This window comes from Pseudoalteromonas rhizosphaerae (assembly GCF_028885455.1).
GTDB lineage: Bacteria > Pseudomonadota > Gammaproteobacteria > Enterobacterales > Alteromonadaceae > Pseudoalteromonas > Pseudoalteromonas rhizosphaerae.
The window spans coordinates 1,105,141-1,129,358 of record NZ_CP118496.1; the positions used below are offsets into that span (position 1 = coordinate 1,105,141).

The following is a 24,218-nucleotide window of genomic DNA, read 5'->3' on the forward strand; positions in this document are numbered from 1 at the left end:
GTTTTAAGTTTAAGGAAAGACTGTGAAAATTTTGATTGTAGACAACTACGATAGTTTTACATTTAATCTCTATCAGTACATTAGTGAAGTCTTTGGTGTTTTACCGACAGTGGTGAAAAATCGTGATGAAACTGTTGATGTTGAAGAGTTTGATGCAATAGTCATCTCCCCAGGTCCTGGTACACCGTATCGAGAAAGTGATACCGGGATCTGTGAAAGAGTAATAAAAACAACTGATAAGCCGTTATTGGGCATCTGTTTAGGACACCAGTCAATTGTCGCTTATATGGGCGGAAGTGTTGAAATATCAGGGGTTCCCTATCATGGTAGAACAAGTGATATTGTACACGGTGGTAGTGGCATTTTTTCAAATTTGCCAAATCCTCTGGAGATCGTGCGCTATCACTCTTTGATCGCACATCAACCATTGCCTGAGGAGCTGATAGCAACGGCCTTTACACAAGATGGCATGATTATGGGGGTGGAGCACCGTACCCGTCCCATGTGGGGCGTGCAATTCCACCCAGAATCAGTCTATACCAACTGCGGCAGGCAGATAATTGAAAACTTTAAAATGTTGGTTGACCGTTATTATATTGAGTGTAAAAAACCCGCTTTGCTTGCTGAGAAATCAGCATTAGCAAATGAGGGGGAGAGGAGAGGCCAAGTACAGAAAACAGATTGGCATTGCCATTTTGAAACACTTGATGTTGATGTGAAAGCGGTTGATGTGTTTAGAGCATTTTATAAAAAGTCGAAGTACAGCTTTTGGTTAGATTCAAGTTCGATTAATAACGCTGAAGCACGTTTTTCATTTATGGGGGATACCAGTGGTGCGGAGTCATTCTGGTTTGCTTATGATGTTGAAACAAAAAACATTACTTTAGATAACCATGGAAAAAAAACCGAATTAACAAAATGTTACCAAAACTTTGTGGCCGAGTCTTTAGCGGCCACAGTGATTGGCGCGGAAGATTTACCATTTGATTTTTGTGGTGGTTTGGTGGGTTTTCAAGGTTATGAGTTGAAGTCTGAAACGGAGTCAGTAGACAATAAATATAGCTCAAAACACCCCGATGCTTCAGGTGTATTTGTGGATCGCTTTATTGCTTTTGATCACAAAACAGGGCTTGTTTATATTGTCGCTATTGAAAAAGGCAGTGTGGTAGCTAACACAGAGAGCGACGCACTTACTTGGTTGGAAACAACGAGTAACAGCATCAAAAAGATTGAAAAAGAAGGCGTTAACACCGCTGCTAACTCTCATGCTTTGTTGGATAAGCATAATAAATCACAACAAAATGTTAAGTTTACCTTGGAAGACGGTGAAAAGGAATATATTGAAAAAATAGCGCATTGTAAGGAATACATCTTACAAGGTGAAAGTTATGAGATTTGCTTAACTAACCGAATACGTTCAACACTAAATGTAGAGCCTTTTGCGCTTTACGATGTGTTAAGGCAAGTAAATCCAGCGCCAAGAGCGGCCTATTTACACTGTCCTGAGTTTTCTGTTCTTTGTTCATCACCTGAAAAGTTTATTAGTGTTGGCAGAAATGCAGTGGTTGAAGCCAAACCTATCAAAGGCACTCGAAAACGTGGTGCGACCGAGCGAGAAGACGCAGCGTTAATACAGGACTTGGCAGAAAGCGAAAAGGATCGTGCAGAAAATCTCATGATAGTCGACTTGTTGCGCAATGACTTAAACCGTGTGTGTGAAGCCGGTTCTGTTTGGGTTCCTAAAGCGATGCAAATAGAAAGTTACGCTTCTGTCCATCAGTTAGTATCAACAGTTCGTGGCAGGTTAAAAGATCAAGAAACACTTGCCAGCTTGTTTGGTGCAACCTTTCCCCCAGGATCAATGACCGGTGCGCCTAAAACTAGAACACTTGAAATCATCGATCATCTTGAATCGTCAGCTCGAGGTATTTATTCAGGTTCAATTGGTTATATGTCTCTCAATGGTGCCTCAGAATTAAATGTTGCGATTCGTACTTTAGTCGCAAGTGATAACGCTATAGAGATTGGGGTTGGCGGGGCGATCACTTGGCTATCGGATCCTGAAGAAGAGTTTGAAGAAATTTTGATTAAGGGGCGCGCCTTGATGAGGGCGATCACTAAGTATGCAACTGGGGACGAAAATCGCTATCAAATTATAGGCATTACGTCTAATGATGTCGCGAATGCGTCATTGGGAGGGATAAGTACACAAAGTGATAAAGAGCTACTTTGTGCTGAAGAAGAAGGGTTAGAAGCATGAATAAACATCATATAGTGTTTGGTGAACTAAATTATGCGACGGCGCGTTTAATTTTAACCTTAGTAACAGACCAATTAAGTGAGCGTATATCTATCATCATTCGACAGGGTTCGGATGAAGTGGCTTGTAAAAATGTCGTTTTTAAATGTTTAAACGAAATAGCCACCAAGAATAACATTTTGCTCAGTACAACCGAGCTAGCAAAGCTGACAGTGTATAACCACGACTGTAATGCTGGAATAGACGACGCGTTAGACGAAATAGAGCAGCGACTGACCTCGCTGGGTGTTTATCATCATGAAAAAGTGCGTTGGGAAGTTGAAACGCAAGTTAAAGGCAGCGCTAGTACACCGAGTTCCGCAAAAATCCTGAAGTACTTGTCAAGTGATGGAGATCAGCGAAGTGTACAGCAAATTGATATTGCAAATATTTCAGGTCCGATTGGCCACTATCAAGACGAGCTTGATACGCCTCTAAACCGGTTTATTTTCAGCTTATTAGACTATTCGGAAGAGGTGAAAGGGCGCACTGTAAAGGTGCATATTCCTAAAGATATTGAATTGGCGTTTTTGCCTTTTGAACGTTATTTGGATGACATTTTGGCTAATGATGTATGTGTTAAAATAGCCAAAGATACCGTGAACGTATCAGCGCAAAAACTGGTGTCTGAGATAGCAAACGTGCTGGCGCTAGACCTGGAATTTGTAAATGACGCGCTCGAACAAGATGTGGATCTTATTGAATTTCTTGAGCGAGAAGAGCTTGCGTTATCAACACGGAAAGACACACGAAAAGACACACATAAGGATGAAGAGAATACGCACTCATTTTTAAGCTCGCTTTGTATGCAAGCTAGTGAGGCAAAGATGTGGAAAGAAGATATTACCGTTGATGCTATTTTGTTTGCTCATGAAAAGAAGCATACAGAATCACTTAACTTTGCTGATAAGCTCTTAGAGATTGCTCGTACAATTAAACAAGACAAAGTAGCGATTCATCATGCGCTTGGTGATATGAAATATGGTGACTTTGAACACTCAATAAAAAATGCGGTGTCAAACGTCGTCAATCTTGATATTAAGCCAGGTACACGCGTTGGGGTCATTTCTAATGACAGTACCCACTTCACCATTGCTGTGTTGTCTTTGATGTACTCGGGGTGTACAGCCATTATTATTAACCCATTATTAAAAGCAGAGACAATTGCCCAAGCGGTTAGGTCTGCACAGATTGATATCGTATTTGGTGATGATGACTTTTTTGAATTAGCCGGTGAGAGTGAGTATTTGCCGACAGATTTGATTTCTCTATTCGCTAATATTAGAGAAGTCGCACCAATTTGCGATGCTGCGGATGATAAAGGAGTCACACATTGGGCTCCTGCCCGAACGCGACCATTTGATTATGCAATTGGCATGTTTTCGTCTGGTACTACTGGCAGTCCAAAACTCATTTTACATCGTCATCAAGACTTTGTTGTTGCAGCTGAGCGCTATGCCGCGCAAGTACTTAATATCAATAGTAGTGACCGCGCACTATCGGTCTCTAGAATGAGTTTTGCGTTTGGTTTGCATAACTGTTTTAACGCTTTATACAATAGCGCAACGGCGATTTTGTCACCACCGATGTTGTCCATTGATAAGATAGTTGAATCTATAAAGCTTTATAAGCCAACAATTTTTTATGCGGTGCCAACTGTATACCAATTCTTGCTGACACATGAAAACATCAGTGCCAATGATTTTATTACAGTGCGTTGCTTTGTCTCAGCAGGTGATCGAATGCCAACAGAATTAAATCGAAAGTGGCAGGCAAAATTTAACGCCGTGATCCTAGATAGTCTGGGTTCTACTGAAGCATTTAGTACGTATCTCACCAATATTCCCGGTTCCAATAGAACGCTTGGGGACACAGGAAAAATTGTCCCAGGCTTTGATGCAAAGATTTTAAACGAACGGGGAATTATTTGCTCACATGATGATATTGGAACTTTATGGTTGAAAGGGCCCACTTTACCGAGTCGCTATGAAAACAATAATACTGAAACTGAGGCTCGGTTCAAAGATGGCTGGTATTGTACAAACGACATGTTCAAATGTGATAAGGATGGTTATTTCCGTTACATAGGTCGGGCAGATGACGTAATTAAAGTCTCAGGTCAATGGGTCTCGCCACAAGATATTGAAGATGTACTTTTAGGCCATCCTGATGTTGTTGAGATAGCGGTTGTAGCCGTGGGTGATCATAAGACCACGACTAGACCAAAAGCGTTTGTGGTGACAAAGCGACAGGATCATGAACAACTGACGAAAGAGTTAAAGGAATATGCGAAACAAAATCTTGAAAGATGGAAATATCCTCATTTATTTCAATACACAAAAAGTTTACCTAAAACAGTTACGGGTAAGCTGCAGCGTTATCGGCTCAGAGGCGTTGTAAGCGAATCGGTATTGTAGTTTAAACCGACCACTACGGCGGCTCTTACATACTAAAAGGCGGTCGAAAAAAGTTTTAAGTAAGTGGTTACTTACTTAATGTATGTTGACGCTTCTTTTAAAGGATAGAAGCAAGTAAAAACGCGTGACGGAGACAATAAAATGACACAGAGTATAAGCAAGCTTGAAACAAGCATTAAAGCGCTAGCAACAAGGCTGAATGGGCATTCATTTTTGAAAAGGTGCAGAGATGGTTCAATTTCACTGGATGAGTTAAAAGCATTTTTACTTCAGCAGGGTTTATACAGTGCTTACTTTACACGTTACCTTTGTGCCATGATGGCGAATTTACCATCAAATGACCAAGTAATGGAATTGGCGGAAAACTTATTCGAAGAGTTGGGTTTAGAGCCTGGTAGCCCAACTCCTCATCACATTATTTATCGCAATATGCTAGATAGCTTTGATATTGAGCTTGATTCAACCAAAATTAAGCAGGAAACACAGGCTTTAATTGATTGTATGTTTGCACACTGTCGAGAGTTAAACCCCGCATTTGGGCTTGGTGCATTATGCATCGGTGCTGAAGCGATTGTACCCGATCTGTATTCGAGCTTGGTCGCGGGATTTAGACATCATGGTGTACCTGATGAACAAATACATTTTTTACTTTTACATATTGAATGTGATGATGGACATGCAGAAACATTAAATGACATTATGTTAGAAATAGCAGGTTCAAACGAATTTCAACTCGACAATATGATTAAAGCAGGTGAACAAATAATAGAAGCACGTTTGACCTTTTTTGACGCGATTGAAAATAAAATACCTCCCGCAGTTAAATTAGAAAGTGCGAGTATAGCGTTCACGTAACAAGATGGATGTAAGAATGAGCACCACATTAACAATGGATAAACAATCTATCATGGCCAAAAGTCGTGAAGAGATTGCTCAAAAATTACCTGAAGGCAAATGGAGTGAGAAACAAAAAGTGGCACTTACATGCCGAATACTTTTTGCACAGGGACACGACTCAGGTTTGGCGGGCCAAATAACCGCGTGTGATAAGCACTCTGGTGAATACTTCACTCAACCATTTGGCTATGGTTTTGATGAAATAACGACAGATAACTTGCTTAAAGTAAACAAAGATTTGGAAGTCGTAGAAGGGGATGGAATGCCAAACCCTGCAAATCGGTTTCATTCTTGGATTTACAAAGCAAGACCTGATGTAGGGTGTATTATTCACACTCATCCGCCGCATGTTTCTGCATTATCTATGTTGGAACGGCCATTAAAAATTTCGCATATGGATACATGTATGCTTTATGACGATGTCGCTTTCCTTGCTAAGTGGCCGGGAGTGCCTGTGGGTAATGAAGAAGGTGAAATTATCTCGGGTATTTTAGGTGGTAAGCGAGCAGCACTGTTGTGCCATCATGGTTTGGTTGTAGCAGGTCGCACTATTGAAGAAGCTTGTATGTTAGCCATTCAATGTGAACGAGCTGCCAAGCTGCAGTTATTAGCAGAAGCAGCGGGTGAGATAAAAGAAATCAACCCTGAACTAGCCAAAGAAGCGCATGACTGGATTTTGCAGGATAAACGCTCAAAAGCAGGCTTTGCATACTATGCTCGGCGGACACAAAAAGAGTACGACTTTACAGTATAAAAGCGGATGAAATTGAAGTACAAAAGCCAGCTAGATAGCTGGCTTTTGTACTCAACTCATACTCGATTACATAAAACAATAAGATAAGGATAGGTGCGGTTTATTCAATAGCACACTTTTTATTATTTAACCGGACTTTCTCGAGTGATTTAGTCGCTATATCGCTTAGTCAGCAATAAAACTATTTATACGGTTGAGTATACCTTGTGAACCTAAGCCCATTTCATCGTGCATTTGCTCTTGCGTGCCATGCTTGATGAATTCATCGGGAATGCCTAAATTTAGGATGCTTACTGTTGCTTTGATAGCTGCTAAATATTCATTAACAGCAGAGCCTGCACCACCAACAATCGCGTTATCTTCAAGGGTTACAATGACGTCATGATCGGCTAATAAAGTGTCGATTAGTGCGCTATCAAGAGGTTTAACAAAACGCATATCAACGAGGCTGGCATTTAATTCATTGACTGCCAGTTGAGCGTTTTCAAGTAAAGTACCAAAGGATAAAACTGCGATTTTAGCACCTTGTTTAATCACACGACCTTTACCAATTTCAAGCTCAGTCATTTGCTCGCAGATTTCAGTTGTGCCAGCACTACCACGAGGATAACGAACTGCAACAGGGCTGTTACAACGATAACCAGTGTACAGCATTTGACGACATTCATTAGTATCACTCGGTGCCATGATAATCATATTAGGGATACAACGGATAAAGCTTAAATCGTATGCGCCTTGATGGGTTTCGCCATCAGCACCAACAATACCAGCACGGTCAATTGCAAATAACACGGGTAAGTTTTGCAGAGCAACATCGTGAATAAGCTGATCGTAGGCACGTTGTAAAAAGCTTGAATAAATAGCGACAACTGGTTTTAAGCCTTCGCAGGCAAAACCTGCGGCTAAAGTAACCGCGTGTTGCTCGGCAATGGCAACATCAAAATATTGCTCAGGGTATTCTTTTGAAAAACGCACCATGCCTGAGCCTTCACGCATAGCCGGGGTGATTGCCATAAGCTTTTCATCTTGACTTGCCATGTCACACAACCAATCGCCAAATACTTTAGAAAAAGTCGCAGCGCCTGGTTTTGATTTTGGTAGGCTGGAAATCGCAGGGTCGAACTTAGGTACGCCGTGATAGCCTATTGGATCTGCTTCTGCTGGTTTATAGCCTTTACCTTTCTGGGTTTTGATATGCAGTAACTGCGGCCCTTTTAGGTTACGCATATTGCGCAGTGTATCAACCAACATGTTTACATCATGACCATCAATTGGGCCAATGTAATTTAAGCCTAACTCTTCAAAAAAGGTGCCTGGGATAACCATGCCTTTTAAGTGCTCTTCCATGCGGCTGGCTAATTCTTTTACTGGTGGCACGCCAGATAGCAGCTTTTTACTACCTTCACGAATGTTAGTGTAAAAACTGCCTGATAAGATACGAGCGAAATGATTAGTTAGTGCACCGACATTTTCAGAAATCGACATTTCGTTATCGTTTAATATGATCAGCATGTCAGATTTAACATCACCTAAGTGATTCATTGCTTCAAACGCCATACCCGCGGTAATCGCACCATCACCAATAACCGCTACTGTTTTTCGTCCTTTGCCTTCTTTTTGCGCCGCAATTGACATGCCTAAAGCAGCAGAGATCGAGGTGCTTGAATGGCCAACACTAAAAGTGTCGTAGTGGCTTTCTTCACGAAATGGAAACGGATGTAAACCGTCTTTTTGGCGGATCGTGTGCATTTGATCACGGCGCCCTGTGAGAATTTTATGTGGGTATGCTTGATGGCCTACATCCCATACTAAGCGATCTTCAGGGGTGTTATATACATAATGAAGCGCTACAGTAAGCTCAACTGTGCCTAAACCTGATGCTAAGTGACCACTACTTTGCGAGACTGAGTTTAGTAAGTAATCACGTAACTCATTACTAAAAGCAGGTAATTTGTCTTGCGCTAAATCACGCAACTGGGCTGGTTCGTCAACCAAACCTAATAATGGATACTTGCTACTATCAAGTGTCATGATTTTTAATACATCCTTCGCTAATCAGAGGTCATTATAGCGTAATATTACTCTGATTCTTTAGTTATTTTGTACATCATTACTTGCTCAAGCTAGAGCCTAGAATTAATAATCGCGTTCAACAATGTATTTTGCCAAGTTTTCTAGCTCAGAAGTGTCAGCATCTATTGCTGCTAACGCATCGAGTGCGCATTTTAGTAATGATTGTGCTTTTTGTTTTGCACCTGTAAGCCCAAGTAGAGCAGGGTAGGTCGCTTTATTTGCTGCAACATCGGAGCCTTGTGGTTTACCTAAGACTTGGGTATCACCTTCGATATCAAGAATATCGTCTTGCACCTGAAAAGCCAGTCCAATTGCATCACCAAACTGTTTTAATTGTAATAATGTTTGTTGATTTGTATCAGCTGCGCATAATGCACCTAAAGTAATTGCACAATTTAACAAAGCACCTGTTTTTAATTTATGGATACGTTCGAGCTCAGCTAAATTGACTAATTTGTCAGTCGCTGCAATATCCAGTGCTTGACCACCGACCATACCTTCAATACCCGATGCTTTGGTAAGTGCTGCAATCATATTTAACTGTTGCTGTGCAGAAACGTTAAATGGATGGTTAGCAATTAAATCAAACGCTAATGTTTGCAGCGCATCACCGGCTAAAATAGCATGAGCTTCGCCATAGACAATATGGCAAGTCGGTCTACCACGTCGCAGGTCGTCGTCATCCATCGCGGGTAAATCATCATGAACTAACGAATAACTATGAATACATTCAATAGCAGCAGCCAACACGTCTAAATCTTGTTTATTTGCGCCAAGCATTTTCCCCGTGGCATACACTAAAAATGGCCGTAATCGTTTACCGCCATTTAAAACGCTGTAGTGGGTGGCTTGTTTGATGCTTTGCTCGGTATCGAGCGGTTGCTCAAAATACTGATTGAGAGTGGCTTCAACATCTTGTTGAGCACATTTTATTTGCTCTGTTATTAACACCCGTTATTCCAAATCATTATCAAAGTTAGTAAGTGGTGACTGACTATCACTACCCATTAAAATCGCTACTTTTTGTTCAGCTTGTTGTAACTTACTTGAAGATGCGCCGGCTAAAGCAATACCGCGTTCAAACTGTTTTAACGATTGCTCAAGGGAAAGCTCTCCTTGCTCCATTTCTGTGACGATTAAGGATAATTCATCAAGCGCTTGCTCGAAGCTTAGGTTCTCTGGTTTTTTCGTCGCCATACTGATTTAACTTAGATGATAGAAATGTGAGGCCAATTTTAGGGGGAATGCTAAACTAGGTCAAAGGGTGATGCATTTTTTTTGAATAATTAATTGTTTTCTTGCCACTTTTAATTATTTATACCTTTGCTTAAACCTTGCAGGTTATCAATGGTAGCTTAAAATGCCAAATAGGGTTGAAAACTTTCATTTCATTTTTTTCATTAAATGGTTTAAGTAATTCAATAGATTGCCGATAAGCTGTTAATAATAAAAATTTGTTGCTGGTAGCAACAAAGCATCGATTCCTCTGGAGGGGTAAGTGGATTTAGCAACCATTATAGGTATTCTCGGAGCTATTGGTCTTATTGCTATGTCAATGGTACTAAGTAGTGGCGGCGAAGTGGCTATGTTTTATAACACGCCATCGGTGGTTATTGTTTTCGGTGGTTCGATTTTTATAGTGTTATCAAACTATACGATGAGTCAATTCCTCGGTATCGGTAAAGTCGCGGCTAAAGCCTTCATGTTCAAAATAGAGTCACCTGAAGAGCTTATCGAAAAAGCAGTTGAACTTGCAGACTCGGCCCGTAAAGGCGGATTTTTAGCACTAGAGGAAGCAGAAATACCCAATGCGTTTATGCGTAAAGGGGTTGATATGCTTGTTGACGGTCATGACGCTGATGTTGTTCGTGCCACCTTGCAAAAAGATATTTCTCTTACTTCTACTCGTCATGAATCGGGGGCCGGTTTGTTTAAAGCGCTTGCCGATATTGCGCCTGCGATGGGTATGATCGGTACTTTGATTGGTCTAGTTGCGATGTTGTCGAATATGGATGACCCTAAAGCGATTGGTCCTGCGATGGCGGTAGCGCTTTTAACAACATTATATGGTGCGTTTTTAGCAAACGTGGTGGCAATTCCTATCCAAGTAAAATTGGAATTGCGTAAAGACGAAGAAGCAATGAATCAGCGGCTAATTTTAGATGCGGTATTAGGTATACAAGATGGCCAAAACCCAAAAGTCATCGAAGGTATTTTGAAAAACTACCTAGCTGAATCAAAACGAAAAGTGGATACTGAGGAGTAAGCATGTCAGATCAAGAGTGCAAGTGTCCACCACCCGGGTTACCAGCATGGATGGGTACCTTCGCGGATTTGATGTCACTATTGATGTGCTTCTTTGTACTTTTACTCGCGTTTTCAGAAATGGATGTACTTAAATTTAAACAAATCGCAGGCTCAATGAAGTTTGCCTTTGGTGTACAAAATAAAATAGAAGTAAAAGATATTCCCAAAGGAACATCCGTTATCGCGATGGAGTTCACCCCAGGTAAACCTGAACCTACTCCAATCGAAACCATTCAACAGCAAACTGTCGAAATGACCCAGCAAATGCTTGAGTTTCAGGCTGGTGATGAAAGCTCAGCTGGCGGTCGTCAAGAGCAACGCGGTAATAAGCGTGGCGGTGAGTCACAAAGTACAGCGCAACAACAAGCATCAGAACAATCTATTTCTGCAGCTGATCAAGAGCAGGTTAATGAGTTAGTTAAAAAGATAGCCCAGCAATTGGAACAACAAATCATGGATGGTGCTGTTGAGTTGGAATCATTAGGTCAGCAAATTATTATTCGTATTCGTGAAAATGGTTCATTTCCATCTGGGAGTGCATTTTTACAACCTAAGTTTAAACCAATTATTCGTGATATAGCTGCGTTACTAAAAGATGTGCCAGGTGAAATTACGGTGTCTGGTCATACTGATGATTTTCAAGTTTCGAATGAGCTGTATACCAATAACTGGGATTTATCATCGAAGCGTGCAGTTGCGGTTGCAACTGAAATGCAAAAAGCACAAGGCTTTGATAAAACCAGAATGGTTGTTGTCGGTCATGCCGAAACTCGACCACTTGTTCCAAATGATTCTGATGCGGATAGACGACGTAATCGCCGCGTGGAAATTTCAATAATGCAAGGCTAAAGAGTCAGATCCTATAGATGTTCGTTAAGATGCTTGGCAAAGTACCTAATTTAGCTTAAAGTAGTTTTTTAACAAGTGTAACGGAGTGTCTGATGAAAAACGTTGATAAATATAGCTATATGCCGGGCAATGGTTCTGGTGGCGATGATGAAGAGAAGAATGTTAAGTAACGTCAATGCCTAATTGGGTGAACAATTTAATTTTTATACTTGAATATAGCTGGGTGTTATTTTTACTCCCAGCTATTTTTGTATTTTACTTACGTAAGGATTGGTTGGCATTACGCTTTGTCTTGATTACAGCTGTTTTCTTCTTGTATGGCGCTGTGATTTATTCAAGCCTTAGAGAGTTAGATGACCCTTATATTTGGCGTTATGTAGTTTGGGCTTTTAATGATATTGCTTGGATGGCTTTGATTGCTTACTGGGCTATTAAAGATAAAGTGTATCTTTGGCAAAGTGTGATTGGTCAGTTGGTTGTAATTAGTGCGCCTATCTTACAATTATTTAGATTAGTGGATCGCCACCTTTGGGATTTATCGTATAGCACTATGCTGTATAAAACGTTATTACCGTTAATCAATATTGGCACTGTCGTTGTGTGCTACCTTCCTCTGTTGTATTTATTTATGCGAAAAAATCGCAGTCTAAAGAGCTAATCATTAACTATTTGTAGATTAAATTACGTGTGCTAAACTACTGTGTAAATAACCAGTTGTTGATAGTGCCCTATGAAACTTTATATAGCCGAGAAGCCATCTTTAGGTCGTGCCATTGCTGATGCGCTACCAAAGCCTCATAAAAAACATGATGGCTATATTGAAGTGGCTAATGGCGATTGTGTTTCTTGGTGTATAGGTCACTTGCTCGAGCAAGCAGAGCCTGATGATTATAATGAGCAATATAAAAAATGGCGCTTTGATGACTTACCGATTATCCCACAGCAATGGCAGTTAAAAGCAAAATCTAAAACTCGTAAGCAACTTACGGTACTTAAAAAGTTAATCAAACAAGCTGATCAACTTGTTCATGCTGGTGATCCAGACCGAGAAGGGCAATTACTTGTTGATGAGGTGATTGAGCAAGTTAAACTTAGCCAAGCCAAAAAACAGCAAATTCAACGTTTATTGATCAGTGATTTGAATGTTAGCGCGGTTAAAAAGTCGCTGCAAAACGTTCGCTCTAACCGTGAATTTATTCCACTTAGTGTATCTGCTTTGGCGCGTTCGCGAGCTGATTGGCTGTTTGGTATGAATTTAACGCGCGCCTATACGCTTGCAGGTCAAAAAGCAGGGTTTGGTAATGTATTATCAGTAGGGCGTGTACAAACACCGATATTAGGATTGGTTGTTCAGCGTGATAACGAGATTGCTAATTTTGTGCCAAAACCTTTTTATGAAGTATTAGCCCATTTAAGTACCGAAAATAAAGAGACGTTTACAGCAAAGTGGCAACCAAGCAAAGCGTGTGAACCTTATCAAGATGAAGAGGGGCGAGTGCTCCATCGAGGCCTTGCTGAGAATGTTGCGTCGCGAATTTCTAATCAATCAGGTGAAGTTACGGCGCTTGAACAAAAGCAGAAAAAGCAACAAGCACCTTTGCCGTATAATTTGTCAGCGTTACAAATTGATGCTGCGAAAGCTTTTTCAATGCCTGCACAAAAGGTATTGGATATTTGTCAAAATTTATATGAGCGTCACAAGCTAATTACCTATCCACGTTCAGACAATCGTTACTTGCCCAAAGATCATCACCAAGAAGCAGCCAGTATAATAAAGGCAATTGCTATCAATGGCGGGCAAAATGACACTCATTGCCAAGGCGCAGATGTGAGTAAACGCAGTAAGTGTTTTAACGATGCTAAGGTGGCTGCGCATCACGCCATTATTCCTACCGCTAAGCAGCAAAAGTCAGCAAGTTTGAGCGTTGAAGAAGGTAAAGTGTATGGTCTTATTAGCCGTCATTATCTGATCCAGTTTTATCCAGACTACATTTACAATAAAACAAAGGCTGAAATAACAATTAATGGTGGTATTTTTAAAGCCAACGCAAAACAAGATGTAAGTTTAGGCTTTAAAGCGTTAATGGGAAAAACCGCATTAAAAGATGAGCAGATATTGCCGCCATTAATTAAAGGGCAACAGTTGCAGTGTGAACGCGGTGAAGTAATTGATAAAATGACCAGCCCGCCAGCTCATTTCAATGATGCAACGCTGCTTAGTGCAATGACAGGTATTAGTCGGTACGTTAAAGATCCAGAAATCAAAAAAATACTCAAAGAAACAGACGGCTTAGGAACTGAAGCAACCAGAGCGGGTATTTTAGAGTTATTATTTAGAAGACAATTTTTAAGACGTCAAGGTAAACTCATTTTAGCAACCGATACAGGTAAAGCATTGATCAGTGCGTTACCGCATGGTTTAGCCAGCCCAGACCTAACCGCAAAATGGGAAGCATCGTTGGGCGACATAGCAGAACAACAAATGAGTTATCAACAATTTTTAAATCCTTTATTAGTGGATTTAGCGGCTTTTGTGGAACTTGCCAAAAATTGTGATAGCAACGTATTTGCACAATTACCAAAAACGCCGCAAAAGCGGCGTTTTACAAGAAAAACTAAACCAAAAACAAAATCGGCTTAGTCATCCATTGCTAAGATTATTGATTAAACAAAGCCACCGCAGCGTTACTCATCGCAGTGATACCTGTGGGGATTGCAACTTTATAGTCAGGTGCAAATTTACTTGAATGTAGTGAAGGTAAAGTTGCCCCTGATGTTTGTGCCGCTTGATATTGAGCTTGCTCTACACCACCTAACCAAAATAAGGTGATAGGGATGTTTTTATCTGTGCGGCCATATAAACCAAAATCTTCCCCTGCCATAACCGCTTCGGTTTCAAGCACATTACTTTGTCCAATCGCCGAGCTAATCGCACTACGTACAATATTAGTTTGTGCAGGGTCGTTATATGTAGATGGGATTGACTCATCTTCATGTACATAAACCACTGGTATTAAGCTTTCATCCAATCCTGCACTTAATGCAATGCCTTTAGTTATACGTTTTATAGCTGCAATTTGTTGCTCGCGAATTTTAGGATTATAACTTCTAAGTGTCAGCTGTAGCTTTACTTCATTCGAAATTACATTATGTTTAGCTCCACCGTGAATTGAACCCACTGTGATTACTGAGGGTTCAAGAGGTGATAATTCGCGACTGGTAATTGTTTGCAGTGCCAACACGATCCGTGATGCGATAACAACAGGGTCAATAGTCATATGCGGGTAAGCACCATGACCACCTTTACCTTTAACCGTAATATCTACTGAATCCACACTGGCCATGGTGTACTCATTTTTCATACTGACTTGTCCTGCAGGAACACTCGCACTAACATGCAAAGCGATAACGTGATCAGGAGTCGGATATTTACTAAATAAACCTTCTTTGAGCATCGCTTTTGCACCGCCTCCCACCTCTTCTGCAGGTTGTGCCACCATCATTAAGGTTCCTTGCCATGCATCTTTATGTAGCATTAATTGTTGCGCAGTACCAATAAATGAACTCATATGAATATCATGACCACATCCGTGCATCACACCAACGTTTGCTCCTTCATCATTCATAACAGTGACTGTTGAAGCATATGATTTACCAGTTTGTTCTATGATTGGTAAGCCGTCTGTATCAGTACGGATCATTATTGTCGGGCCATCACCATTTTTATATAAGGCTACTACACCAAAGCCACCCACATTGTCGGTCACCTCATAGCCAAGCGCACGTAATTTGGTGGCAAGCTTTTCTCCCGTTTCTTGCTCATGGTATGAAAGTTCTGGGGACTGGTGTAAATCTAAGTAAAACTTTTCAATGGCAGGCATCGTTTTATCTAACTTCAGCTCCAAGGTTGTTGAGCTTGCTAATGGACTAAGCAGTATAAGTGCAGCGTATAGACTATGAAATTTCATAAAAGACCTTTTTGATTTATGGCTTGTGATTCTGGGCTTGTAATTATTATGTTTGCCTCCATATAAAACCCTAAATAGTCTGATATGGCAATCAATAGCAATGAATAATATGGTAAATGTTAATCCGCAAAATCTTCAACAAGTGCTGGGTGAAACATCACAACAAAAACTAGTCCTGTTAAGTTTCTTTTCAGCACAAAGTCCAGAGTGTCAATCTCAAGCAGCTATTTTACAGACAATAGCCAAAGATTATGGTGACTATATATTAGTTGCCACATTAGATTGTGATTTAGAGCAAGCACTCGCAGCACAACTAGCACAGCAAGTTGGACTACAAACATTACCAACCTTAGTGCTATTAAAAGATTCAGCACCTGTTGATGTATTAGCCGGTGCACAAGCTGAAACTCAAATCAGAGAAGCGTTAAGTAAACATTTACCGCAGCCTCATGAAATGTTGTTAGAACAAGCCAAGCAAGCACTGATCGCTCAGGATTTAAATCAAGCGTTTAATTTTGCCAAGCAGGCTTACGAATTAGACAATACAAATGCGCGTATAAAATTAGTATTGGCAGATATATGCATTCAAATTCATAAACTGGATGACGCGCAAGCTTTGTTAGCTTCAGTAAATGAAAATGAGCAAGATGCATACTTTACAAATATTCAAGCAAAGTGCGCACAAGCACTTCAAGCACAAGAATCGCCAGAGCTAAAAGCATTACAAGCGAAAGTTGAAAAGTATCCTAACGATCTTGAATTAAAAGTTGAACTAAGTGCAGCATACGACCAAGCAGGCAAAAAAGAGCAAGCGTTAGAGTTACTATTTACAGTGTTGAAAAAAGATTTGAATTTTGCCGATGCCAAGGTAAGTTATTTAGCTATTATTGCCTCTTTACCGGATGGTGATAGTTTAGCGGCTAAATATAGAAGAAAGCTTTACAGTATCCTCTATTAACAAGTTTTTATTTTGTTTTATGGAAAGCGCCGAAGTTAATGGCGCTTTTTTTATGCCAAAAACTTGCGAAATATCGATAATAGATAATACTGAAGATCCTTTCAGGGAAAAGTCGTTGTTATTTTGTACAGTTGACTAGGGGTTTTAGTGTGTTTAGCGCGTAAATTGAACGAACAGCACTTTATTTCAAGTTTTCTTTAAAAAACGCTTGCGTAAAATTCGCCGCGCCCTATAATGCGACCCCACTGAGACGGCAGACAGCAACGCTTAGCGAGGCAAGAGTTAATCAGTTAGTCGAGTAAAGCTTGAGTTTAGATTTTAAGAAATTTTAAAATTAAGTGTTGACAAAAAAATAGGAAAGCGTAATATGCGCAGCCCTAGCGAGTTAAAGTTTAACTTTAACCGCAACGTTCTTTAACAATATAAAGCAATCATCTGTGTGGGCACTCGTACAGATTGAGTTCTAACAGCCGAGCTTAACTTTCTTTTAGATAGCTAAGCAAGGCAAAAAATTTAGAGTCTCAATTGAAACTGAGTGACCAACAGAAGTAACTTATTTATAAGTTGCTTCGGCACAGTCAATTCAATATCGAAAGATATTAAATAAATTCAGAATTCATTGAGCTGTCGAAAGACAAAAAACTTTTAATTGAAGAGTTTGATCATGGCTCAGATTGAACGCTGGCGGCAGGCCTAACACATGCAAGTCGAGCGGTAACAGAAAGTAGCTTGCTACTTTGCTGACGAGCGGCGGACGGGTGAGTAATGCTTGGGAATATGCCTTTTGGTGGGGGACAACAGTTGGAAACGACTGCTAATACCGCATAATGTCTACGGACCAAAGTGGGGGACCTTCGGCCTCACGCCAAAAGATTAGCCCAAGTGGGATTAGCTAGTTGGTAAGGTAATGGCTTACCAAGGCAACGATCCCTAGCTGGTTTGAGAGGATGATCAGCCACACTGGGACTGAGACACGGCCCAGACTCCTACGGGAGGCAGCAGTGGGGAATATTGCACAATGGGCGCAAGCCTGATGCAGCCATGCCGCGTGTGTGAAGAAGGCCTTCGGGTTGTAAAGCACTTTCAGTAAGGAGGAAAGGGTAGTCTTTAATAGAGGCTATCTGTGACGTTACTTACAGAAGAAGCACCGGCTAACTCCGTGCCAGCAGCCGCGGTAATACGGAGGGTGCGAGCGTTAATCGGAATTACTGGGCGTAAAGCGTACGCAGGCGGTTTGTTAAGCGAGATGTGAAAGCCCCGGGCTCAACCTGGGAACTGCATTTCGAACTGGCAAACTAGAGTGTGATAGAGGGTGGTAGAATTTCAGGTGTAGCGGTGAAATGCGTAGAGATCTGAAGGAATACCGATGGCGAAGGCAGCCACCTGGGTCAACACTGACGCTCATGTACGAAAGCGTGGGGAGCAAACAGGATTAGATACCCTGGTAGTCCACGCCGTAAACGATGTCTACTAGAAGCTCGGAACCTCGGTTCTGTTTTTCAAAGCTAACGCATTAAGTAGACCGCCTGGGGAGTACGGCCGCAAGGTTAAAACTCAAATGAATTGACGGGGGCCCGCACAAGCGGTGGAGCATGTGGTTTAATTCGATGCAACGCGAAGAACCTTACCTACACTTGACATACAGAGAACTTACTAGAGATAGTTTGGTGCCTTCGGGAACTCTGATACAGGTGCTGCATGGCTGTCGTCAGCTCGTGTTGTGAGATGTTGGGTTAAGTCCCGCAACGAGCGCAACCCCTATCCTTAGTTGCTAGCAGGTAATGCTGAGAACTCTAAGGAGACTGCCGGTGATAAACCGGAGGAAGGTGGGGACGACGTCAAGTCATCATGGCCCTTACGTGTAGGGCTACACACGTGCTACAATGGCGCATACAGAGTGCTGCGAACTCGCGAGAGTAAGCGAATCACTTAAAGTGCGTCGTAGTCCGGATTGGAGTCTGCAACTCGACTCCATGAAGTCGGAATCGCTAGTAATCGCGTATCAGAATGACGCGGTGAATACGTTCCCGGGCCTTGTACACACCGCCCGTCACACCATGGGAGTGGGTTGCTCCAGAAGTAGATAGTCTAACCCTCGGGAGGACGTTTACCACGGAGTGATTCATGACTGGGGTGAAGTCGTAACAAGGTAGCCCTAGGGGAACCTGGGGCTGGATCACCTCCTTATACGATTTAGAACTTATTTGTTCGTAGTGTCCACACAGATGATTGTTAATTAGTGCGTATCCCTTTGGGATAACTAATTAATATGCTCTTTAAAAATTTGGAAAAGCTGATAATAAAATTCGTATGAATACAGTGTATTTGTACAGAGTTTTCAAAAGTAAAAAAGAATGATAGCAGTATCATTCAGTGCCATTTAATGAACGTTTACGTTTGTTGATTGGTATCTACTTTAGTATTCAATATTAACTTCTGGCGAAGTTAAACTGTCACGAAACAAAGACCCGTTTGGGTTGTATGGTTAAGTGACTAAGCGTACACGGTGGATGCCTTGGCAGTTGGAGGCGATGAAGGACGTATTAACTTGCGATAAGCCTAGTCAAGCTAGTAAAAAGCACTTGAGACTAGGATTTCCGAATGGGGAAACCCACCTGCTTGCAGGTATCGTTAACTGAATACATAGGTTAACGAGGCGAACGCGGAGAACTGAAACATCTAAGTACCCGTAGGAAAAGAAATCAACCGAGATTCCGAAAGTAGCGGCGAGCGAAATCGGAACAGCCCTTAAGCTTAATTGGTGTTAATGGAAGGCTCTGGAAAGTGCCACGATACAGGGTGATAGTCCCGTACATGAAAATCCCTTTTAAGTGAAATCGAGTAGGTCGGAGCACGTGAAACTTTGACTGAATATAGGTGGACCATCATCTAAGGCTAAATACTCCCAACTGACCGATAGTGAACCAGTACCGTGAGGGAAAGGCGAAAAGAACCCCTGTGAGGGGAGTGAAATAGAACCTGAAACCGTGTACGTACAAGCAGTAGGAGCCCACTTGTTGGGTGACTGCGTACCTTTTGTATAATGGGTCAGCGACTTATATTTTGTAGCGAGGTTAACCGAATAGGGTAGCCGTAGGGAAACCGAGTCTTAACTGGGCGACTAGTTGCAAGGTATAGACCCGAAACCCGGTGATCTAGCCATGGGCAGGTTGAAGGTTGAGTAACATCAACTGGAGGACCGAACCCACTAACGTTGAAAAGTTAGGGGATGACCTGTGGCTAGGAGTGAAAGGCTAATCAAACCGGGAGATAGCTGGTTCTCCCCGAAATCTATTTAGGTAGAGCCTCGGACGAATACTTACGGGGGTAGAGCACTGTTAAGGCTAGGGGGTCATCCCGACTTACCAACCCTTTGCAAACTCCGAATACCGTAAAGTAATATCCGGGAGACACACGGCGGGTGCTAACGTCCGTCGTGAAGAGGGAAACAACCCAGACCGCCAGCTAAGGTCCCAAAGTCATAGTTAAGTGGGAAACGATGTGGAAAGGCCCAGACAGCCAGGAGGTTGGCTTAGAAGCAGCCATCCTTTAAAGAAAGCGTAATAGCTCACTGGTCGAGTCGGTCTGCGCGGAAGATGTAACGGGGCTAAACTATGCACCGAAGCTGCGGATTCAGAATTTATTCTGAGTGGTAGGGGAGCGTTCTGTAAGCGGTTGAAGGTGTACCGGGAGGTATGCTGGACGTATCAGAAGTGCGAATGCTGACATGAGTAACGATAATGCGGGTGAAAAACCCGCACGCCGGAAGACCAAGGGTTCCTATCCCATGTTAATCAGGGTAGGGTAAGTCGACCCCTAAGGCGAGGCCGAAAGGCGTAGTCGATGGGAAACGGATTAATATTTCCGTACTTGGTATAATTGCGATGGGGGGACGGAGCAGGCTAAGCAAGCATGGCGTTGGTAGTCCATGTGAAAGTGAGTAGGCTAGCGACTTAGGTAAATCCGGGTTGCTGTTAGGCTGAGACACGAGACGAGTCACTAAGGTGATGAAGTTGCTGATGCCATACTTCCAGGAAAAGCCTCTAAGCTTCAGATTATACCGAATCGTACCCCAAACCGACACAGGTGGTCAGGTAGAGAATACTAAGGCGCTTGAGAGAACTCGGGTGAAGGAACTAGGCAAAATCGTACCGTAACTTCGGGAGAAGGTACGCTCCGATTGGTGATGGGATTTACTCCCTAAGCTGATTGGAGCCGCAGTGACCAGGTGGCTGGGACTGTTTATTAAAAACACAGCACTGTGCAAAATCGCAAGATGACGTATACGGTGTGACACCTGCCCGGTGCCGGAAGGTTAATTGATGGGGTTATCTTCGGAGAAGCTCTTGATCGAAGCCCCGGTAAACGGCGGCCGTAACTATAACGGTCCTAAGGTAGCGAAATTCCTTGTCGGGTAAGTTCCGACCTGCACGAATGGTGTAACCATGGCCACGCTGTCTCCACCCGAGACTCAGTGAAATTGAAATCGCAGTGAAGATGCTGTGTACCCGCGGCTAGACGGAAAGACCCCGTGAACCTTTACTACAGCTTGGCACTGAACATTGAACCTACATGTGTAGGATAGGTGGGAGACTTTGAAGATGAGACGCTAGTTTTGTTGGAGTCGTCCTTGAAATACCACCCTTGTAGTTTTGATGTTCTAACGTTGGCCCCTGAATCGGGGTTACGGACAGTGCCTGGTGGGTAGTTTGACTGGGGCGGTCTCCTCCCAAAGAGTAACGGAGGAGCACGAAGGTTGGCTAAGTACGGTCGGACATCGTACGGTTAGTGTAATGGTAGAAGCCAGCTTAACTGCGAGACAGACACGTCGAGCAGGTACGAAAGTAGGTCATAGTGATCCGGTGGTTCTGAATGGAAGGGCCATCGCTCAACGGATAAAAGGTACTCCGGGGATAACAGGCTGATACCGCCCAAGAGTTCATATCGACGGCGGTGTTTGGCACCTCGATGTCGGCTCATCACATCCTGGGGCTGAAGTCGGTCCCAAGGGTATGGCTGTTCGCCATTTAAAGTGGTACGCGAGCTGGGTTTAGAACGTCGTGAGACAGTTCGGTCCCTATCTGCCGTGGGCGTTTGAGAATTGAGAGGGGTTGCTCCTAGTACGAGAGGACCGGAGTGAACGAACCGCTGGTGTTCGGGTTGTCATGCCAATGGCATTGCCCGGTAGCTACGTTCGGAACTGATAAGCGCTGAAAGCATCTAAGCGCGAAGCAGGCCTCGAGATGAGTTCTCACTAGACTTTTAAAGTCTCTGAAGGGCCGTTGAAGACTACAACGTTGATAGGCAAGATGTGGAAGCATAGTGATATGTTAAGCTAACTTGTACTAATTACCCGTGAGGCTTAACCATACAACGCCAAACGCGTTTTATGTGATAGTTGATAGCGCAAGAAGTTAATAGACTAAAGTAGATTTACTGAAAACTTTATTATCAGAATTCCAAATTTATAAGGTGACTCTTAGCGCGTAGCGTTAAAGTTGAGGCACCTTGCGCAAAGGAAATGTAAGCACTACGTGCTTTGTCATAACTCCTTTTCACCCTATTTGCTTGGTAACAATAGCGTTTTGGACCCACCTGACCCCATGCCGAACTCAGTAGTGAAACGAAACAGCGCCGATGATAGTGTAGCATTTGCTATGCGAAAGTAGGACATTGCCAGGCTCCAAATTTAGTCGAAGGACTTAAAACTTAATAATTAAAATAAGAAAATTGAAAAGAATTTTCTTGGTAACAATAGCGTTTTGGACCCACCTGACCCCATGCCGAACTCAGTAGTGAAACGAAACAGCGCCGATGATAGTGTAGCATTTGCTATGTGAAAGTAGGACATTGCCAGGATCTAATTAAAGAAAGCCCGACTAGAAATAGTCGGGCTTTTTTACGTTTGCAGGAAAGTGATTTAGCAGTGAGATTATGCTGGCGGGCAAAGACAGCGCCAATCATTTACTCTTATATGTATAATACCAATCGACTTAAATATTTAACCATTCTAGCGAGCTAAATAAAGCGCTAACTGCGTTATAAATTTTTCATGTAGAACAACTACATGTCAAAATTTATGCCTTGTTATCACTGTATTTATCTGTCGCTATAAATGGTCAGTAACTTAACACGATTGGTATAAGATCATTTTATTGTTTTGAAAAACTCGCAAACTCACTATAAAACTTGCGTTCAGGCCTCTACCTATGCGATAAAACCATTATATTTATCATACAAATGGTGGAGCTTCATGGTACGTAAAAAAACAACTAAATCAAAAGGTTCATCAGGACTCAATCGTAAAAACAGTGAAAGCTTCATAGTTAAATTTAGTCGTCATGCTGATACTCAACTGTGTGCTTCTGGTTTGATGTATAAAGTAATAGATGAGATCTCTGGTGAGCGAGTAACTGACACAGATACCGTGGTCATAAATCAGCGTATTATGCTTGCTGATGGCAGCGTAATAGCTGATAGTTATAAAGCTGGAATGCCTGAAGTATTTACCTTAGATGAGGCAATCGAAGGATTACGAGAAGGTATTTTATTGATGTCGGTTGGTTCTCGCTATGAATTTGTAATTCCTGCATAGCTGGCGTGGGGACGCAAGGGGAATGGTGGGAAAATAGGAGCTAATGCCGTTCTACATTTTGATGTGCGCTTAATCCGTTTAGGATGACCATTATGCTATTGTTAAAAGTACTTTTCTTTAATGTAAGAGGGTTTTATGCCGCCATTTTCTAGTCGCGTTTACTTATTACGCCATGGCGAATTGATTGAGCAAGGAGTCTTGGCCGGACAGACAGATTTTTTACTCAGTGAACTTGGCCGTGCGCAATTACATCAAGCGTGTAATGAGCTAACTAATATTGAGCTTGTACAAAGTTCGACTTTGAAACGTTGTAGCGAATTTGCCAGATCTTTTAGTAATGCCCAGCAAATACCACTTTTTCTGACCGATCAGCTCCGAGAGTTTAATTTTGGTGATTGGGATGGCTGTAAATATGATGATTTGTGGCAACAGACGGATTCTCCTAGTACTTCATCACACAAATTTTGACTAGTTGAGAGCATCGTAAGCTCTCTCTAGTTTTTCACGTGCAGAATTAATATTAGAAATCTAATTTATACCACTGCCTTTTGTATTTCGGCGCCATTCCCACGCCGCGAGATCTGCCTTCAACTCTTCCGTACTTGCTATGCGAAGATCTAAGCATTGCTTATTCATATTGCCAATTTCTATCTCGACCATATTCAACCAGCTCGCATGTTTTGGTGTGTAATGGAACTCTATTTTATTTAAAATACGTCGCGCATCTTGAGGTGAAAATGCTTTAAATAACACACCTTCAGTATCAGTCGATAGTTATCTAGCACTACACGAATTTTATTCGCATGTGGATACTGTTCATCGACTAAGTCGTTCATATAATGAGCACAATCAACCTTCGTTTTCTCCTATGTTGCTTTAACATGCCGCCAACCTCGACGACGGTCAAAAAATACAAATAAGTTATCCACGCCAATCCGTTAATGTAATTAATCGCTCACCTAATGACGCTAATGTCCATCGGCAATATCCCGTTGGCTGCTCAGTACAGGCTGTGGCTATTAAAGTTGCTTCCTCCTTCGCAGATATTTTTCTCATAGCACAATTTCGTGCATCTTCATTTAAAACAGCGTCTAAACTCTC

At 42.1% G+C, this 24,218-nt stretch carries 16 protein-coding genes, 4 rRNA genes and 1 pseudogene; 15 read left to right on the forward strand and 6 right to left on the reverse strand.

Translation table 11 applies throughout. From position 1 onward, the window contains the following. The first annotated feature begins 22 nt into the window (after positions 1–22). The 4 genes from pabB to PVK79_RS04835 all read left to right on the forward strand — a co-directional run bounded on the left by pabB (position 23) and on the right by PVK79_RS04835 (position 6,367). Complete coding sequence (pabB, locus tag PVK79_RS04820; RefSeq protein WP_257325417.1) at positions 23–2,260, forward strand: aminodeoxychorismate synthase component I; 2,238 nt, start codon at positions 23–25, stop codon at positions 2,258–2,260. Next, positions 2,257–4,716, forward strand: a complete 2,460-nt coding sequence (locus PVK79_RS04825) for an AMP-binding protein (RefSeq protein ID WP_257325418.1) — start codon at positions 2,257–2,259, stop codon at positions 4,714–4,716. Before pabB ends, PVK79_RS04825 begins: the two co-directional genes overlap by 4 nt. 141 nt (positions 4,717–4,857) lie before the next feature. Next, positions 4,858–5,571, forward strand: a complete 714-nt coding sequence (locus tag PVK79_RS04830) for an iron-containing redox enzyme family protein (RefSeq protein WP_257325419.1) — start codon at positions 4,858–4,860, stop codon at positions 5,569–5,571. A gap of 16 nt (positions 5,572–5,587) precedes the next feature. After that, complete coding sequence (locus PVK79_RS04835) at positions 5,588–6,367, forward strand: aldolase (protein ID WP_257325420.1); 780 nt, start codon at positions 5,588–5,590, stop codon at positions 6,365–6,367. A gap of 165 nt (positions 6,368–6,532) precedes the next feature. Here PVK79_RS04835 and dxs read toward each other — a convergent pair whose 3' ends face one another. From dxs to PVK79_RS04850, 3 genes are all read right to left on the reverse strand, one after another. Beyond that, complete coding sequence (gene dxs, locus PVK79_RS04840) at positions 6,533–8,398, reverse strand: 1-deoxy-D-xylulose-5-phosphate synthase (RefSeq protein ID WP_257325421.1); 1,866 nt, start codon at positions 8,396–8,398, stop codon at positions 6,533–6,535. Positions 8,399–8,503: 105 nt separating this feature from the next. After that, positions 8,504–9,391 carry a (2E,6E)-farnesyl diphosphate synthase gene (ispA, locus tag PVK79_RS04845; protein ID WP_257325422.1) on the reverse strand — a complete coding sequence of 296 codons (888 nt, stop codon included), beginning with the start codon at positions 9,389–9,391 and terminating at the stop codon, positions 8,504–8,506. Positions 9,392–9,394: 3 nt separating this feature from the next. Continuing rightward, a complete protein-coding gene (locus PVK79_RS04850; protein ID WP_145241119.1) occupies positions 9,395–9,637 on the reverse strand; it encodes an exodeoxyribonuclease VII small subunit in 243 nt (80 codons plus the stop codon). Between the two features lie 301 nt (positions 9,638–9,938). On the opposite strand from PVK79_RS04850, the gene pomA reads away from it, so the two are divergent. The 4 genes and pseudogenes from pomA to PVK79_RS04870 all read left to right on the forward strand — a co-directional run bounded on the left by pomA (position 9,939) and on the right by PVK79_RS04870 (position 14,237). Beyond that, entirely contained in the window at positions 9,939–10,706 is a 768-nt protein-coding gene (gene pomA / locus PVK79_RS04855) for a flagellar motor protein PomA (protein ID WP_145241117.1), read from the forward strand. Positions 10,707–10,708: 2 nt separating this feature from the next. Next, positions 10,709–11,624: pseudogene (locus PVK79_RS04860) on the forward strand (flagellar motor protein MotB). A 147-nt stretch (positions 11,625–11,771) separates the two neighbouring features. Then, entirely contained in the window at positions 11,772–12,254 is a 483-nt protein-coding gene (locus PVK79_RS04865; RefSeq protein WP_182731837.1) for a hypothetical protein, read from the forward strand. 72 nt (positions 12,255–12,326) lie between these two features. Then, positions 12,327–14,237, forward strand: coding sequence for a DNA topoisomerase III (locus PVK79_RS04870; protein WP_257325423.1), 1,911 nt, complete (start codon positions 12,327–12,329; stop codon positions 14,235–14,237). Positions 14,238–14,253: 16 nt separating this feature from the next. Here PVK79_RS04870 and PVK79_RS04875 read toward each other — a convergent pair whose 3' ends face one another. Continuing rightward, positions 14,254–15,564: a M20 metallopeptidase family protein gene (locus tag PVK79_RS04875; RefSeq protein ID WP_182734636.1), complete on the reverse strand. Its 1,311-nt coding sequence runs from the start codon at positions 15,562–15,564 to the stop codon at positions 14,254–14,256. Positions 15,565–15,664: 100 nt separating this feature from the next. On the opposite strand from PVK79_RS04875, the gene PVK79_RS04880 reads away from it, so the two are divergent. The 7 genes from PVK79_RS04880 (at position 15,665) to PVK79_RS04910 (ending at position 23,585) form a co-directional block, all read left to right on the forward strand. Continuing rightward, positions 15,665–16,522: a tetratricopeptide repeat protein gene (locus PVK79_RS04880; RefSeq protein WP_145241107.1), complete on the forward strand. Its 858-nt coding sequence runs from the start codon at positions 15,665–15,667 to the stop codon at positions 16,520–16,522. Positions 16,523–17,168: 646 nt separating this feature from the next. Next, positions 17,169–18,709, forward strand: a 16S ribosomal RNA gene (locus tag PVK79_RS04885). A 296-nt stretch (positions 18,710–19,005) separates the two neighbouring features. Continuing rightward, positions 19,006–21,892: ribosomal RNA gene (locus tag PVK79_RS04890) — 23S ribosomal RNA — on the forward strand. 197 nt (positions 21,893–22,089) lie between these two features. After that, positions 22,090–22,204 (forward strand): 5S ribosomal RNA (gene rrf / locus PVK79_RS04895). A 62-nt stretch (positions 22,205–22,266) separates the two neighbouring features. Then, positions 22,267–22,381, forward strand: a 5S ribosomal RNA gene (gene rrf / locus PVK79_RS04900). Together the 16S, 23S and 5S rRNA genes form the textbook arrangement of a ribosomal RNA operon. Before the next feature lie 394 nt (positions 22,382–22,775). Further along, positions 22,776–23,117: an FKBP-type peptidyl-prolyl cis-trans isomerase gene (locus tag PVK79_RS04905; protein ID WP_310736657.1), complete on the forward strand. Its 342-nt coding sequence runs from the start codon at positions 22,776–22,778 to the stop codon at positions 23,115–23,117. Between the two features lie 135 nt (positions 23,118–23,252). Continuing rightward, complete coding sequence (locus PVK79_RS04910) at positions 23,253–23,585, forward strand: histidine phosphatase family protein (protein ID WP_257325424.1); 333 nt, start codon at positions 23,253–23,255, stop codon at positions 23,583–23,585. A gap of 60 nt (positions 23,586–23,645) precedes the next feature. On the opposite strand, the gene PVK79_RS04915 is transcribed toward PVK79_RS04910, so the two are convergent. Continuing rightward, complete coding sequence (locus tag PVK79_RS04915; RefSeq protein WP_257324442.1) at positions 23,646–23,870, reverse strand: transposase; 225 nt, start codon at positions 23,868–23,870, stop codon at positions 23,646–23,648. A gap of 168 nt (positions 23,871–24,038) precedes the next feature. Continuing rightward, positions 24,039–24,173 (reverse strand): hypothetical protein, encoded by a 135-nt coding sequence (locus PVK79_RS04920; RefSeq protein WP_257324444.1) that lies wholly within the window; start codon positions 24,171–24,173, stop codon positions 24,039–24,041. Between the last annotated feature and the right edge of the window lie 45 nt (positions 24,174–24,218).